The following is a 14,018-nucleotide window of genomic DNA, read 5'->3' as shown; positions in this document are numbered from 1 at the left end:
CAACCTGTGCACCGGATGTACACAGGGCGTGTACCGCCCGGCATACAAACAACGACAGAGCCCCGGACGAATCCGGGGCTTTGCCGATGGGGTCGTGTAGGGGAGGACGCGGGGAGGGTCAAGTGATTAGACCCCAAATCCCGCGAACTGTCCCCGGCAGCCACATGTCAGTATCCTGAGCCGCCCCTCAATGGGTGATCGGAGACAGCAGGTCAGGGTTAACCACCAGATTGCGGACGCCATGGGCGTGGTCTTCCTCAAACGGGTTGTCCTTGAGCCAGGTTTCGACGGACTGGATGCTCACATGCGCAACCTTGGGCCGGACGTTCCATGTGACCTCAAAAGGCGACGCCTTTTCATTGTACCCCGGCCCGGTTGTCGATCCGGCATAGGTCACGGGTTCCCCCAGCGTTTCCAGCAGATTGGGCGCCTGGTAGTAGCCGTTCACTTTATCAACCTGCGCCAGCTTGGTGAAATCCAGCGCCTGTTCATCGTTCACCAGGACCATGACTTCGGCCTCGACCCGCAGCTGCGGGTTGCCGATGGCATCGTTCAGGCAGGCCCCCAATGTCGGGCCCGGTTCAACCTGGGCAGTGGAATAGACAAAGTGAACCTCGATGGTGTCACCTGGCTCAAGATCGCCATGCTCGTTGACACCGACCTTGTGATCCAGCGGTGCAAGTTCGGCTGCGGTCAACTCACCATCATACTTGAAGCCGGTTCCGTTGCCGTGGCCATCGCCATTTCCGGCGTAGGTCGTGAACTCGCCGCCGCGGTGCTCCGCGTTTTCGTGGAAGTGGATGTTGCAAAGGTTCATCTGCGTATAGGCAGGTGCCGCACCAAAGACGCGCGGGTTGCTGCCCGTGGTCACGCTGATGTCACGCGGGGATTGCGGGCCAAAGCCAACGCCGTCGGCGCTGGAGGCAAGTGCCGCGCGTTGTTCGGCAATGGTGGAGTCGGAGGCATCAACGGGTTCATCGGCGAAGGCAGTGTTGAACAGCGCAATCGACGCGAATGCTGCCACAAGATATTGTCTCATTTTAGAGTCCATAATAGTTCCTGTAACGGACCGGACCATGGATATGCGGACTGTACCTCGGCAGGTCCAAACTCCAATCCTGCGCTTGGCATACTCCTCATCAGCACAGGCTGTATAGGTTCTAAGGCCCAGAATTTGCTTACAAATATGTAAGGTAGATTGCCGCCGGCGGTGCAAATGCGCTAAACCTGCACCGCGAAACAGAAAAAGGCCCCCCGCTTGCGCGGAGGGCCTTTGCGTCTTTTCGCGTCTCGGGCCTTACAGCCCGGTGGAGACGTCGATTGTGTTGCCTTCTTCCAGCGTCACATAGGCCTTCTTGACGTCCCGGCGTGTGCCGATCTGGCCACGGAAACGCTTGACCTTGCCTTTGGTGATGGTCGTGTTCACCGCCTTCACCTTGACACCAAAGAGCGCCTCTACGGCCTCCTTGATCTGGGGCTTGTTGCTGCCCATCGCCACTTCAAAGACGACGGCGTTGTTTTCCGACGCCATTGTCGCTTTCTCGGTGATGATCGGCTTGCGGATCACGTCGTAATGTTCGTGCTTGGCGGTCATTTCAAACGGGCCTCCAGTGCTTCGATCCCCGCCTTGGTGATCACCAGGGTGTCACGCTTGAGGATGTCGTAAACGTTTGCGCCCATTGTCGGCAGGATATCCAGACCTTCGATGTTGCGCGCGGCTTGCAGGAAGTTCTCATTCACGGTTGCACCGTCAATGATCAGCGCCCGCTTCCAGCCGAGGTTTTTCACCTGCTTGGCCAGAGCTGCTGTTTTGCCATCGGACATCGCGTCATCAATGATGACCAATGCACCGGCTTTCGCCTTGGCGGACAGCGCGTGGCGCAGGCCCAGCTTGCGGAACTTCTTGGTCAGTTCGTGACCGTGGCTGCGCGGGGTCGGGCCCTTGTAGATACCACCCTTGCGGAAGATCGGTGCAGAACGTGCGCCGTGGCGTGCGCCGCCGGTGCCTTTCTGGCGATAGATCTTCTTGGTCGAGTAGCTCACTTCGGACCGTGTCTTGACCTTGTGCGTGCCTTGCTGGGCGTTGTTACGCTGCCAGCGCACGACGCGGTGCAGGATGTCGGCGCGCGGCTCAAGGCCGAACAGGGCCTCGTCCAGGTCTACCGATCCGGCCTTGCCGCCGTCGAGTTTGATGACATCGAGTTTCATGCGTCACCTTCTTTCTTGTCTTCGTCAGCGGCCGGCTCATCGGAACCTTCGGCTGCGATTTCGGCTTCAGCGGCTTTCAGCGCTTCGGCTTCGGCTGCTGCTTGCTCTTCGGCCAGACGCTTGGCTTCGGCTTCTGCCTCGGCTGCGGCTGCGGCGGCTGCCTCTTCAGCGGCTTTCGCGGCTTCGTCGGCGGCGGACTTCAGCGCGGCGGGCAGGATTGCGTCATCGGGGAACGGTTTCTTGACCGCGTCCTTGACGGTGACCCAGCCACCCTTGGAGCCGGGGACGGCGCCCTTGACCATGATCAGACCACGTGCGCTGTCGGTTTTGACAACTTCGAGGTTCTGGGTGGTGACACGGGCAGCACCCATGTGACCGGCCATCTTCTTGCCCTTGAACACCTTGCCGGGGTCCTGACACTGGCCTGTGGAACCGTGCGAACGGTGCGAGATCGACACACCGTGCGAGGCCCGCAGACCGCCGAAGTTGTGGCGCTTCATCGCACCGGCAAAACCTTTACCGATGGAGGTGCCTGCAACGTCAACATACTGACCGGCAAAGTAATGGTCCGCGATGATTTCCTCACCAACGGGGATCAGGTTTTCCGCGTCCACGCGGAACTCGGCAACCTTGCGCTTGGGTTCAACCTTGGCGGCGGCAAAGTGGCCGCGCATCGCCTGGGAGGTCCGCTTGACCTTGGCTGTGCCCGCACCGAGCTGAACGGCGGTATAGCCGTCTTTTTCGGTGGTACGCTGTGCGACAACCTGAAGCTTGTCGAGTTGAAGAACGGTAACGGGAATCTGACGCCCGTCTTCCATGAACAGTCGGGTCATGCCGACTTTTTTCGCAATAACGCCTGAGCGCAACATGTTCTTGCCCTCCTTACGATTGCAGCTTGATCTCGACGTCCACACCAGCGGCCAGGTCGAGCTTCATCAGCGCGTCCACGGTCTGGGGAGTCGGATCAACGATGTCCAGCAGGCGCTTGTGCGTGCGGATCTCGAATTGGTCACGGGATTTCTTGTCAACGTGGGGACCACGCAGAACGGTGAATTTCTCGATCTTGTTCGGCAGCGGAATGGGGCCGCGAACGGAGGCGCCGGTGCGTTTGGCGGTGTTGACGATTTCCTGGGTGGAGGCATCAAGCACCCGGTAATCAAACGCCTTCAGGCGAATGCGGATGTTCTGGCTTTGAGCCATGTGCAAATCCCTTGTCTTTGGGATGTCAACGGATTGGAGGACAGGCGCTCATCGCTCGCCCTCGTCGCGTCTTGATGTGTAACTGAAACGGGGCGCGTGTGGACGCACCCCGACTCAATGGCCGTGCTATAGGGGATGCGGGGGGAGGTGGCAAGGGGTGAGTTCTGACTGCTGGCCGATCTGCAGGGACCGCCCGAACGGCTGTCGGTTCAGTCCTTGCGGCGCAACAGGGTTCTGATCTCGCGCTCTATGGTGCCTTCGCGCACGCGGCGAAACAACAGGTCCAGCCCGCCGGGGGCTAGCGTGCGGTGGAATTCCTGCATCTCGTAATCCCCCGCCGGGTCGATGAACAGCGAGAAGACGGAGAAAGTGTCACCCTCAATCCGGGCCCAGACAAAGGGTTCGCCCTGCAAGGGGTCCAGCGGCGTGGCCTTGCCGAAAAGGTTCGTCTTCATCGCGGATTGATAGATGTTGTCGCGGGCGCTTGGGACGAATCCGATGGAATAGGACTTTTCCTTGATCCGGCCGTCCTCGCGGTGGGTGGCGGAGGTCCAGCTGAGTTTGAACCCCTCCTTGGTCGGCGCGATCGTGACGCTCATGTTCCGTTTCTGCGGGACGCCGTCCACCATCACCTCCGCTTCGCCTTCGTAGGAGCCGACAAAATCCTTGATGGTTGCGGCATGGGTGATCGCGGGGATCAGCGTCATGCAGAACGCGAGGATGAGCGCCAGCAGGAGGGCAGGCGGAAACCGGAGGGGGGAGAGGCGAACTGTCATTCTGGAACCTTACCGCGTTTGGCCTGGCAGTGTCAGGATTCTTTGCTGTGCAGTGCGCGCGCTGTGCTGCGGCAGGCACCGGCACCGGTCATTGATATATATATCGTGGAACCTGTCGCGCCGCATGGGCGTTGATCACGAAATATTGACAACTTTACAGGGCCGCGCGGCCCGCAGGGGGAAACACATCATGGCTGACAGCAAGAAGACATCGTGGAACACGGAACTGTTGGCGGTCGGTGCGGTTGCGGTTCTTGGCTGGGGCACGGCGCTTTACTTTGTTACTGCGCAGTCGCAGTCGGATCGGACGATCCAGCAGCTTGAAAGCGACATCAGTCAGCGCGCCGAGGCCAGCGGAACTGTCGAGGATCTGCAGGCACGGATCGCCAGCCTGCAACCCGAAGTCGCGACGCTGGAGGGGGATCGCGATGCGGTCCAGGGTGAAATCGACACGCTGCAGCCACAGCTGGACGGGTTGCGCAACCAGCAATCCGAAGCCGAGAGCACAGTTGCGCAACAGCAGCAAAAGATCGAGGAACTGGAAGCGCAACTGGCGCCGATGCGGGAAGAGATCGCCGGGTTCGAGCAACGCAAGAGCGGCCTGACCACGGAAATCGACGCGCAGTCGCAGGAGCTGAACGATGTGAACGCCCGCCTTGAAGAGGCGCGGTCCGAAGAAGCGACATTGCGCGAGACTCTGGCAACCCTGACCGACGACAGCGCGCGCCTGTCAGAGGATGCCGCCGTCGCTGAAAAGAAGATGCAGGAACTGACGCAGCAGGAGACGGATCTGCGCGCGCAGGTGACCACGATGGAAACCAGCCTGACCGAGATGGAAGCGCGCAGGCAGACGCTGCAATCCGACATCGAGCGGCTGACGGCAGAGCGCAGCGCATTGGCCACCGACGTGGAACAGGCGGAGGGGCAGCGGCAGGAGGTCCAGCAGATGGTGACCGATCTGACCGCGAACCTTGAGGAGCGGTCGAACGCGCTGCTTGAGGCGGAACGGCGGATGAGCGAATTGCAATCGGGTGATACAGCTCAGGGCAGCGAAGCGACAGCGCCCGGCGATGGCACTTCTGCAAAGGGGACAGAGGACAGCCCCCGGGATGGCGATAAAGCGGTTCAATCCGGCACGGATGGGGCGGCTGCGGAGGGCTCCGCCGCCGAAGGATCGGAAAACGCCGATGCGCCGGCTGGTGATGCCCAGTCAGATGCCGGTTCGGACAGCGAAAGCACGGAGGATGCCGGTACTGCGGATCAACCGGCCGGTGACACGGAAGAAGCCCCCAAACCCACCGACAAGTGATCGCGCGCACATTATATAGTGCAGATATAGTAAAGCAGAGCCAGACCCCCGTCCGCGCAGCTACCGGCGGGGGCATTGCTGCGCTGACCTGCCAGCTTCAGCCCCAGCTGTAGTTGAAGCTGACGGAGATGCGGTCGTCCTCGGACATGTTCATCGGCACCTCGTGGCGCAGCCAGCTTTCCCACAGCAGGACATCACCCACCTTGGGCGCGACATAGGCAAATGTGCGCATTTCGGGCCGGGCGTCCTTCAGCCGGCCGGGGGCGGCCATCATCATCGGCAGGCGCGGGTCCTCGAACTTGATGGCGCTGGCCCCGTCGGGCATGGCGACATAGGTCGTGCCGGAAATCACCGAGTGCGGATGCAGGTGGCCGGTGTGGATGCCGCCCTCGGGCAGGATGTTGATCCACAGGTCCTCAAGCTTCAGCTGCTTGCCATCCAGGTCGAATTGCAGATCCCTGGCAAAATCCGCCACATGTTTGTCCAGCGCCTTGACCAGATCCTTGAAGATCGGAAAGCGGTAGGGCAGGTCGGTCAGCGAGGCGTAGGAAGTATAGCCGGGGTATCCGTTGTCTTCCGACCATTGCTGCCCCGCCTCGTCATCCTCTGCGATGGAATAACAGGAGGCCTCCATCTCGTCCGGGTCGATGGCAGGGCCATGCGCCGACAGGGCGGCATGGTAAAGGCGGGTCACGAAGAGGGATCTGATATCGGTCATGGCGGCTGGATACCCCAGTGACGCGGGCAAGGCGAGTGGTAAGAAGGGGCGAAGTGACGGTCTTTGCCACGCAAAATGGCCCAATCCGACAACAGGGGTTGCGTTAAATCGGCTCCCGGCGTATTGGCACCCTTCATCATGAACTCCACCAGAATCATGGTCACCCTTTAGGGGCCTGCTGGTGATGTTGAAAGGAAAGCGTCAATGAACGCCAAGGAACTGCATGACAAGACGCCGGATCAGCTCCGGGACGAGCTTGTCAACCTGAAGAAAGAAGCCTTCAACCTGCGCTTCCAGCAAGCCACCGGCCAGCTGGAAAACCCCGCACGTCTGCGTACCGTCAAGCGTGACGTCGCCCGTGTGAAAACAGTGTTGAACCAAAAGGCCGCTCAAGCGGCTGCTGCGGAATAAGGAGAGCACCTATGCCCAAGCGTATCTTGTCCGGTGTCGTGACCTCCGACGCAAACGAACAGACAGTCACCGTTTCCGTGGAACGCCGTTTCACGCACCCGGTTCTGAAAAAGACCATCCGTAAGTCCAAGAAGTACCGGGCGCACGATGAGAACAACACATTCAAGGTGGGCGACAGTGTCCGCATCATCGAATGTGCACCAAAGTCGAAAACCAAACGTTGGGAAGTGCTGCAGACCGCTGAGGCCTGAAGCACCAACCGTTAATCGAAACCCTGGGGACAAGGCACGCATCGCCCCCCAAAGGTCGGGAGAAACCAAATGATCCAGATGCAGACCAACCTGGATGTTGCTGACAACAGCGGCGCACGCCGTGTTCAGTGCATCAAGGTCCTGGGTGGTTCCAAGCGCAAGTACGCGTCCGTCGGCGACATCATTGTCGTGTCGGTCAAGGAAGCCATCCCCCGCGGTCGTGTGAAAAAGGGCGACGTCCGCAAGGCCGTCGTTGTTCGCACCGCCAAGGAAGTACGTCGTGAGGATGGCACCGCCATCCGCTTCGACCGTAACGCCGCCGTCATCCTGAACAACAACAACGAGCCGATCGGTACACGTATCTTTGGCCCGGTTGTGCGCGAGCTGCGCGGCAAGAACTTCATGAAGATCATCTCGCTTGCGCCGGAGGTGCTGTAATGGCTGCTAAACTTCGCAAAGGTGACAAGGTCATCGTTCTGGCAGGCAAGGACAAGGGCAAGACGGGTTCGATCACGTCTGTTGACCCGAAATCCGGCAAGGCCGTTGTGGACGGGATCAACATTTCCATCCGCGCCACACGCCAGTCCCAGGAAAGCCAGGGCGGCCGCATCCCCAAGGCGATGCCGATCGACCTGAGCAACCTCGCCATCGTCGATGCCAATGGCAAGGCGACACGCGTGGGCTTCAAAATCGAAGGCGACAAGAAAGTGCGCTTTGCAAAAACCACGGGGGACGTGATCGATGCTTGATACTGCAACCTACACACCCCGTCTTCTGAGCGTCTACCGCGACGAGATCCGCGCCAAGATGCGTGAAGAGTTCGGCTACAAGAACGACATGATGATTCCGCGCCTCGACAAGATCGTGCTGAACATCGGTTGTGGTGCCGAAGCCGTGCGTGACAGCAAGAAGGCCAAGAGCGCGCAGGAAGACCTGACCGCGATCGCAGGCCAGAAAGCCATGACCACCGTGGCCAAGAAATCCATCGCCGGTTTCCGTGTGCGTGAAGACATGCCGCTGGGCGCGAAAGTGACCCTGCGCGGTGAGCGCATGTATGAATTCCTGGATCGTCTGATCACGATCGCAATGCCCCGTATCCGCGACTTCCGCGGCATCTCGGGCAAGTCTTTCGACGGCCGCGGCAACTATGCCATGGGCCTGAAAGAGCACATCGTGTTCCCCGAAATCGATTTCGACAAGGTCGATGAGACCTGGGGTATGGACATCGTCATCGCCACAACGGCGAAAACCGACGCAGAAGCGAAAGCATTGTTGAAAGCCTTCAACATGCCTTTCAACTCCTGAGCGCGGGGAAGGATTAGATATGGCTAAGAAATCCATGATCGCACGCGAAAAGAAGCGTGAAGCACTGGTCAAGAAATACGCAGCAAAGCGTGCCGCGCTGAAAGAGATCATCAGCGATGAAAGCAAGCCGATGGAAGAGCGTTTCCGCGCCTCCCTGAAGCTGGCGAAACTGCCCCGCAACTCCAGCGCCGTGCGCCTGCACAACCGCTGCCAGCTGACGGGCCGTCCGCACGCCTATTACCGTAAACTCAAAATCTCGCGTATCGCGCTGCGTGATCTCGGCTCCTCGGGCCAGATCCCCGGCATGGTCAAGTCGAGCTGGTAAGGAGCGCATCAGATGAACGATCCTATCGCAGATATGCTGACACGCATCCGCAACAGCCAGATGCGCGGCAAGTCCACCGTCATGACACCGGCTTCCAAGCTGCGTGCCTGGGTGCTGGATGTGCTGGCCGACGAAGGCTACATTCGCGGCTATGAAAAGATGACGGGCGCCGACGGCCACCCCGCCATCGAAATCAGCCTGAAGTACTACGAGGGTGAACCTGTCATTCGCGAGCTGAAGCGGGTTTCCAAGCCCGGTCGCCGCGTCTACATGGGCGCCAATGACATCCCGCAGGTCCGTCAGGGTCTGGGTGTGTCGATTGTCTCCACCCCCAAGGGTGTGATGTCGGATGCTGCTGCACGGACTGCCAATGTTGGCGGCGAAGTGCTCTGCACCGTATTCTAAGGAGAATTCGATGTCTCGTATTGGTAAAAAACCGGTCGCACTGCCCAGCGGTGTTTCCGCGTCCGTTTCCGGCCAGACCGTCGAAGTGAAAGGCCCCAAGGGGACCCGCAGCTTCAAGGCGACCGACGATGTGACCATCACGGTCGAGGACAATGTGATCACCGTGACGCCGCGCGGCAAGTCCAAGCGCGCGCGCCAGCAGTGGGGCATGTCCCGCACCATGGTGGCGAACCTCGTCACCGGTGTGACCGACGGCTTCAAGAAAGAGCTGGAAATCCAGGGTGTTGGTTATCGTGCCGCGATGACCGGCAACACTCTGAAACTGAACCTCGGCCTGTCGCATGACGTGGACTATGTTGCGCCTGAAGGCGTGACCGTCTCTGCGCCCAAGCAGACCGAAATCGTTGTGGAAGGCATTGACGAACAGCTTGTTGGTCAGGTTGCTTCGAACATCCGCGCGTGGCGCAAGCCCGAGCCCTACAAGGGCAAGGGCATCCGCTACAAGGGCGAGTTCATCTTCCGCAAAGAAGGCAAGAAGAAGTAAGGAACGCAAAGATGGCAAACACGAAAAGACAGTTGTTTATCAAACGCCGCCTGCGCGTTCGGAACAAGCTTCGCCGCGTCAACGCCGGGCGCCTGCGCCTCAGCGTGCACCGGTCTTCCAAGAACATCAGCGTTCAGCTGATCGACGATGTGGCTGGCAAGACAATCGCTTCCGCCTCCTCCCTGGAAAAGGATCTGGGCGTGGTCGGGAAGAACAACATCGACGCGGCAACCAAGGTTGGTGCGGCGATTGCGGAGCGTGCCAAGAAGGCTGGCGTGGAAGAAGCATACTTTGACCGGGGCGGTTTCCTGTTCCACGGCAAGGTGAAGGCGCTTGCAGATGCGGCCCGCGAAGGCGGTCTGAAAATCTAAGTGGCGGTGCGCAGTGAATGCGCACCCTACGATCAAAAAAGCTGTAGGGTGCGCATTCACTGCGCACCTTCGATGATCCGGGGGCCACATGCCCACCTGGATTGACCAAACAGGGCACAGGCCCGCAGAACAAGGAGGCCGCAAATGGCCAGAGATGACAACCGTGGGGGCAACCGCCGCAATCAGCGCGAAGAGACCCCTGAATTTGCAGACCGCCTTGTGGCGATCAACCGCGTGTCCAAGACCGTCAAGGGTGGTAAGCGCTTTGGCTTTGCCGCACTTGTCGTTGTCGGCGACCAGAAAGGCCGCGTCGGCTTTGGCAAGGGTAAGGCCAAGGAAGTCCCCGAGGCGATCCGCAAGGCCACAGAGCAGGCCAAGCGCCAGATGATCCGCGTTCAACTGCGCGAAGGCCGCACTCTGCACCACGACATGGCCGGCCGTCACGGCGCGGGCAAGGTTGTGATGCGCAGCGCACCGGAAGGTACCGGGATCATCGCCGGTGGTCCGATGCGTGCCGTTTTCGAAATGCTGGGCGTCAAGGATGTTGTGTCCAAGTCCATCGGTTCGCAGAACCCCTACAACATGATCCGCGCCACCATGGACGGCCTGCGCAAAGAGCAGTCGCCCCGTTCCGTGGCGCAACGTCGCGGCAAGAAGGTCGCGGACATTCTGCCCAAGCGTGAAGATGCCGTTGAAACATCTTCGCAAGTAGCCGAGGAGGCCTAAACCATGGCGAAAACCATTGTCGTAAAGCAAATCGGTTCGCCGATCCGCCGCCCCGCAAAACAGCGTGCCACGCTGATCGGTCTGGGTCTGAACAAGATGAACCGTACCCGCGAGCTGGAAGACACGCCTTCCGTGCGCGGCATGATCAATTCGATCCCCCATATGGTCGAGATCATCGAAGAAAAAGGGTAACCGGTTTTCCGAAAGAACCGGACCGGGGTTTTCGAAAACCCCGGCACCAGTATCAGACGCCCCGCAGGTTGCTGCGGGGCGTTTTGTATTTCACTACCCGTGAAAGGCCGCCACGGTCTTGAGCGATGTGAACCCGTAGAGCGCCTCGAACCCCTTTTCGCGGCCATGGCCCGACAGCCCGGTTCCGCCAAAAGGCAGTTCCACCCCGCCGCCGGCACCATAGTTGTTCAGGAACACCTGACCCGCGTGCAAGGCGCGTGCCAGCCGCATCTGCCGTGCGCCATCCCGCGTCCAGACCGAAGCGACAAGCCCGTAGTCGGTGCCATTGGCGATGGCCAGCGCCTCGGCCTCATCCTCGAAGGGGATGATGACCTGCACGGGGCCAAAAATCTCGTCCTGCGCCAGCGGGTGATCCGCCGCGACCCCGGCAAAGAGGGTGGGGGCAACGTAAGCCCCGTTCTCTGGCAAATCGCCAAGAATGGCCTGCGCCGCAATTTCCAGATCGCTGCCGCGTTCGAGGAACCCGCGCACGATGTCGCGCTGCCGGGTCGAGATCAGCGGCCCCACGTCCAGATCGCTCAGGGCAGGACCGACCCGCAGCGCGGCATAGCGTTCGGCCATGGCGCTGACGACCCGGTCATAGACACCGCGCTGCACCAGGATGCGCGAAGAGGCGGAACAGGTCTGGCCCGCGTTCTGGATGCCCGCGTTGACAAGGAAGGGCAGGGCGGCGTCAATATCGGCATCGTCAAAGACCAGCTGCGGCGATTTGCCCCCCAGTTCCAGCGTGACCGGCACCACATTGTCACCTGCCGCCTTCTGGATCAGCTTGCCGACCCCGACAGAGCCGGTGAAGGAGACGTGTTGCACGCCGGGATGCCCGGCCAGCGCCGCGCCTGCCTCGGCCCCCAGCCCCGGCACCACGTTCAGCGCGCCATCGGGCAGGCCCGCCCGGCGCGCCAGCTCGCCAAAGGCCAGTGCGGTCAGGCAGGCTTCTTCCGCCGGTTTCAGCACGGCGGCATTGCCGGTGGCCAGGGCGGCACCGACCGACCGGCCGATGATCTGCATCGGGTAGTTCCAGGGGATGATATGCCCGGTGACCCCATGCGCCTCGCGCAGGGTATAGACGGTATAGCCGTCGAGATAGGGGATGGTCGTGCCATGCAGCTTGTCCACGGCACCCGCATAGAACTCCATGTAGCGGGCCAGGGCGTTCACATCCGCAAGGGCCTGTTTCAGGGGTTTGCCCACGTCCAATGCCTCAAGCCGCGCCAGTTCGTCGGCGTTTTCCAGCACCAATGCGCCGATCCGCGACAGGATGCGCCCCCGTTCCAGCGCGGTTGCGCGGCCCCAGGCCCCGGCATGTGCTGCTGTTGCCGCTGCGACGGCCCGGTCAATGTCCTCCGCCGTGCCGCGCGCGATCTCGCACAGCGCGCTGCCGTCCGACGGGTTGGTCAGCGGCAAGGTCGCGCCACCTGCGGGGGGCTGCCACTGGCCATTGATCAGGCACAGGGCAGGGTCGATATCGAGCGGGCGTAGCGGCATCGGGAATACTCCGAGAGAATGAAGGCCGGGTCAGGATACCGCGCCGCCCCGCAGTGTCGAGAGCTGTCAGCGCGGCAGATGATCGGCGAGAAAGTCGAACACCAGCCGGATGCGCGGATTGCTGTGCAATTCCCGGTGCGCCACCAGCCAGGTGGGAAAGATGATTTCCGGAACCAGATCGGGCAGGACTGGCACAACCCCTGTCGTCCGGGCGCCAAGGGTTTCGGACATCAGGCCCATGCCCAGCCCATGGCGCACCATTTCCCAGCCGACGACGCCGCTTTCGGACCAATGGACAAAATTGGCGGTGGTCAGTGGCAGTTTCAGCGCGGCGATCTGCGGCAGCATCTGCGCCGGTTCGCCATAGCCGATCATGCGCGCCCGGGTGAAATCCGCGATGCTCCGGGGCAGGCCGTATTCTTCCGCATAACTTTGCGCGGCATAGCAATGGGCGCGGGTCTGGAACAGCAGCTTGGCGGTCAGGTCGTGTTGCGTGGGGCGCACATGGCGGATGGCAATATCGGCCTCGCGACGCCTGAGGTCGCTCAGCGCGTTGGAGGCGACGACCTCTACCGTGATGCCGGGGGCCGTGTGGCGCAGCAGGGCCAGCGTTTCCGGCAACAGAAGCGCGGCGGTCACGTCGCTGGCGCTGATCGACACATGCCCCTCGACCGAGGTCGACCGCCCGGAGGCGGCCAGGGATATCCGCTCGGCGGCAGCGCCCATGCGTTTGAAATGATCCAGCATGTCGCGCCCCGCGTCGGTCAATTGCAGGGTCTTGCCGACACGGTCGAACAGCAGCACGCCCAGGTCCTGTTCCAGCCCCGCGACCTGCCGGCTGAGGGTCGGTTGGGTCAGGCCAAGCGCGCGGGCGGCGGCAGAGAGCGACCCATGTTCAGCCGTCGCCAGAAAGGCGCGGCCCCGGTTCCAGTCAAAGCTCATCTGGGCGTTATCCATGCAATATCGTATATCGAAACTGCATTCTTCCACAATTACCTTCCATATGCGTATGCATTACCCAGTGACAACACAGAGAGTGGCAAGCTGAGGGAGACGAAGATGAAGCCAAGTGCGAAATTCTGGGATGGTGCCGCCAGGAAATACGCCCGCCAGCCCGTCAGGGATGAAGCGGCCTATGCCCAGACGCTGGACCGCATCCGATCTTACCTGCGCCAGCAGGACAGGGTGCTGGAGGTCGGCTGCGGCACAGGGTCGACTGCGCTGATCCTGGCCCCACAGGTTGATCATTTGCATGCGACGGATCTGTCGCTGGCGATGATCGACATCGCGAAGGGCAAGGCGCAGGCGCAAGAGGTTGGCAATGTGACCTTCAGCACGATGGCGGTCGGGCGCGGTGTCGACGCGGGCGGCCCCTTTGACGTGGTGATGGGGTTGAACCTGTTGCACCTGGTGGAGGACCTGCAGGGCGCGCTGGCGGGACTGGCGGACCAGACCGCCAAGGGCGGGCTGCTGATCACCAAGACCGTCTGTCTGGGCGAGAAGCCGGGCATCTGGCGCTTGGTCCTGCCGGTGATGCAGCTGATCGGCAAGGCCCCCTTTGTCCGCTTTCTCAGGATCGCCGATCTGGACCGCACCATCGAAGAAGCGGGGTTCGAGATTATCGAGACCGGGAATTACCCGGCCGCACCACCCAGTCATTTCGTCGTGGCCCGCAAGCTGTGACGTGCGGTCCGCGCGGGGGGATGTGCAACCCTGCTTGATCCTGCGCCGG

The 14,018-nt window shown here is 61.2% G+C and carries 22 protein-coding genes; 13 read left to right on the top strand and 9 right to left on the bottom strand.

All coding sequences use genetic code 11. The features are described 5' to 3' along the window. Nucleotides 1–187: 187 nt before the first annotated feature. The 6 genes from ACWNZ3_RS16135 to ACWNZ3_RS16110 all read right to left on the bottom strand — a co-directional run bounded on the left by ACWNZ3_RS16135 (nucleotide 188) and on the right by ACWNZ3_RS16110 (nucleotide 4,184). Nucleotides 188–1,039: a delta-class carbonic anhydrase gene (locus tag ACWNZ3_RS16135; RefSeq protein ID WP_269365825.1), complete on the bottom strand. Its 852-nt coding sequence runs from the start codon at nucleotides 1,037–1,039 to the stop codon at nucleotides 188–190. Nucleotides 1,040–1,297: 258 nt separating this feature from the next. Further along, the gene (locus tag ACWNZ3_RS16130) at nucleotides 1,298–1,594 is read right to left on the bottom strand and encodes a 50S ribosomal protein L23 (protein ID WP_067296670.1); all 297 of its coding nucleotides are present in this window, start codon (nucleotides 1,592–1,594) and stop codon (nucleotides 1,298–1,300) included. Further along, complete coding sequence (gene rplD, locus ACWNZ3_RS16125; protein WP_067296672.1) at nucleotides 1,591–2,208, bottom strand: 50S ribosomal protein L4; 618 nt, start codon at nucleotides 2,206–2,208, stop codon at nucleotides 1,591–1,593. Before rplD ends, ACWNZ3_RS16130 begins: the two co-directional genes overlap by 4 nt. Then, nucleotides 2,205–3,077 carry a 50S ribosomal protein L3 gene (rplC, locus tag ACWNZ3_RS16120; protein ID WP_269365828.1) on the bottom strand — a complete coding sequence of 291 codons (873 nt, stop codon included), beginning with the start codon at nucleotides 3,075–3,077 and terminating at the stop codon, nucleotides 2,205–2,207. Before rplC ends, rplD begins: the two co-directional genes overlap by 4 nt. A gap of 13 nt (nucleotides 3,078–3,090) precedes the next feature. Beyond that, on the bottom strand, nucleotides 3,091–3,408 hold the full coding sequence (gene rpsJ / locus ACWNZ3_RS16115; protein ID WP_005849850.1) for a 30S ribosomal protein S10: 318 nt from the start codon (nucleotides 3,406–3,408) through the stop codon (nucleotides 3,091–3,093). Between the two features lie 209 nt (nucleotides 3,409–3,617). Next, nucleotides 3,618–4,184: a hypothetical protein gene (locus ACWNZ3_RS16110; RefSeq protein ID WP_496900582.1), complete on the bottom strand. Its 567-nt coding sequence runs from the start codon at nucleotides 4,182–4,184 to the stop codon at nucleotides 3,618–3,620. A gap of 190 nt (nucleotides 4,185–4,374) precedes the next feature. Here ACWNZ3_RS16110 and ACWNZ3_RS16105 point away from each other — a divergent pair, with 190 nt between their 5' ends. Continuing rightward, nucleotides 4,375–5,493 (top strand): hypothetical protein, encoded by a 1,119-nt coding sequence (locus ACWNZ3_RS16105; protein ID WP_496900581.1) that lies wholly within the window; start codon nucleotides 4,375–4,377, stop codon nucleotides 5,491–5,493. Between the two features lie 97 nt (nucleotides 5,494–5,590). Here the strand turns inward: ACWNZ3_RS16105 and ACWNZ3_RS16100 are convergent, their stop codons facing one another. Continuing rightward, a complete protein-coding gene (locus tag ACWNZ3_RS16100; RefSeq protein WP_496900580.1) occupies nucleotides 5,591–6,211 on the bottom strand; it encodes a 2OG-Fe(II) oxygenase family protein in 621 nt (206 codons plus the stop codon). 204 nt (nucleotides 6,212–6,415) lie between these two features. Between ACWNZ3_RS16100 and rpmC the strand changes: the two genes are divergently transcribed. The 11 genes from rpmC to rpmD all read left to right on the top strand — a co-directional run bounded on the left by rpmC (nucleotide 6,416) and on the right by rpmD (nucleotide 10,741). Further along, nucleotides 6,416–6,622, top strand: coding sequence for a 50S ribosomal protein L29 (gene rpmC / locus ACWNZ3_RS16095; RefSeq protein WP_269365840.1), 207 nt, complete (start codon nucleotides 6,416–6,418; stop codon nucleotides 6,620–6,622). 11 nt (nucleotides 6,623–6,633) lie between these two features. Beyond that, a complete protein-coding gene (gene rpsQ / locus ACWNZ3_RS16090; protein WP_269365841.1) occupies nucleotides 6,634–6,873 on the top strand; it encodes a 30S ribosomal protein S17 in 240 nt (79 codons plus the stop codon). Nucleotides 6,874–6,942: 69 nt separating this feature from the next. Further along, the gene (gene rplN / locus ACWNZ3_RS16085; protein WP_039523372.1) at nucleotides 6,943–7,311 is read left to right on the top strand and encodes a 50S ribosomal protein L14; all 369 of its coding nucleotides are present in this window, start codon (nucleotides 6,943–6,945) and stop codon (nucleotides 7,309–7,311) included. Then, on the top strand, nucleotides 7,311–7,622 hold the full coding sequence (rplX, locus tag ACWNZ3_RS16080; RefSeq protein WP_067296689.1) for a 50S ribosomal protein L24: 312 nt from the start codon (nucleotides 7,311–7,313) through the stop codon (nucleotides 7,620–7,622). The genes rplN and rplX overlap by 1 nt, the downstream gene beginning before the upstream one ends. After that, nucleotides 7,615–8,178 (top strand): 50S ribosomal protein L5, encoded by a 564-nt coding sequence (rplE, locus tag ACWNZ3_RS16075; protein WP_269365843.1) that lies wholly within the window; start codon nucleotides 7,615–7,617, stop codon nucleotides 8,176–8,178. The genes rplX and rplE overlap by 8 nt, the downstream gene beginning before the upstream one ends. Nucleotides 8,179–8,197: 19 nt before the next feature. Further along, nucleotides 8,198–8,503, top strand: coding sequence for a 30S ribosomal protein S14 (rpsN, locus tag ACWNZ3_RS16070; protein WP_114273610.1), 306 nt, complete (start codon nucleotides 8,198–8,200; stop codon nucleotides 8,501–8,503). Nucleotides 8,504–8,515: 12 nt separating this feature from the next. Continuing rightward, nucleotides 8,516–8,908, top strand: coding sequence for a 30S ribosomal protein S8 (gene rpsH, locus ACWNZ3_RS16065; protein WP_067296696.1), 393 nt, complete (start codon nucleotides 8,516–8,518; stop codon nucleotides 8,906–8,908). Nucleotides 8,909–8,918: 10 nt separating this feature from the next. Further along, nucleotides 8,919–9,452 (top strand): 50S ribosomal protein L6, encoded by a 534-nt coding sequence (gene rplF, locus ACWNZ3_RS16060; RefSeq protein ID WP_269365847.1) that lies wholly within the window; start codon nucleotides 8,919–8,921, stop codon nucleotides 9,450–9,452. Nucleotides 9,453–9,463: 11 nt separating this feature from the next. Beyond that, nucleotides 9,464–9,823, top strand: a complete 360-nt coding sequence (gene rplR / locus ACWNZ3_RS16055) for a 50S ribosomal protein L18 (protein ID WP_114273608.1) — start codon at nucleotides 9,464–9,466, stop codon at nucleotides 9,821–9,823. Nucleotides 9,824–9,967: 144 nt separating this feature from the next. After that, the gene (gene rpsE, locus ACWNZ3_RS16050; protein WP_114273607.1) at nucleotides 9,968–10,549 is read left to right on the top strand and encodes a 30S ribosomal protein S5; all 582 of its coding nucleotides are present in this window, start codon (nucleotides 9,968–9,970) and stop codon (nucleotides 10,547–10,549) included. A 3-nt stretch (nucleotides 10,550–10,552) separates the two neighbouring features. After that, nucleotides 10,553–10,741, top strand: coding sequence for a 50S ribosomal protein L30 (rpmD, locus tag ACWNZ3_RS16045; protein ID WP_114273606.1), 189 nt, complete (start codon nucleotides 10,553–10,555; stop codon nucleotides 10,739–10,741). Between the two features lie 93 nt (nucleotides 10,742–10,834). Here the strand turns inward: rpmD and ACWNZ3_RS16040 are convergent, their stop codons facing one another. After that, nucleotides 10,835–12,286 carry an aldehyde dehydrogenase family protein gene (locus ACWNZ3_RS16040; RefSeq protein WP_496900579.1) on the bottom strand — a complete coding sequence of 484 codons (1,452 nt, stop codon included), beginning with the start codon at nucleotides 12,284–12,286 and terminating at the stop codon, nucleotides 10,835–10,837. A gap of 66 nt (nucleotides 12,287–12,352) precedes the next feature. Further along, nucleotides 12,353–13,228, bottom strand: coding sequence for a LysR family transcriptional regulator (locus tag ACWNZ3_RS16035; RefSeq protein WP_496900578.1), 876 nt, complete (start codon nucleotides 13,226–13,228; stop codon nucleotides 12,353–12,355). 117 nt (nucleotides 13,229–13,345) lie between these two features. Between ACWNZ3_RS16035 and ACWNZ3_RS16030 the strand changes: the two genes are divergently transcribed. Next, nucleotides 13,346–13,969, top strand: coding sequence for a class I SAM-dependent methyltransferase (locus ACWNZ3_RS16030; RefSeq protein ID WP_496900577.1), 624 nt, complete (start codon nucleotides 13,346–13,348; stop codon nucleotides 13,967–13,969). The last annotated feature ends 49 nt before the right edge of the window (nucleotides 13,970–14,018 follow it).

Source organism: Sulfitobacter sp. IGS-18, assembly GCF_059628195.1.
The sequence above is the reverse complement of the archived record's forward strand: the minus strand, read 5'-3'. Positions and strand labels throughout refer to the sequence as shown.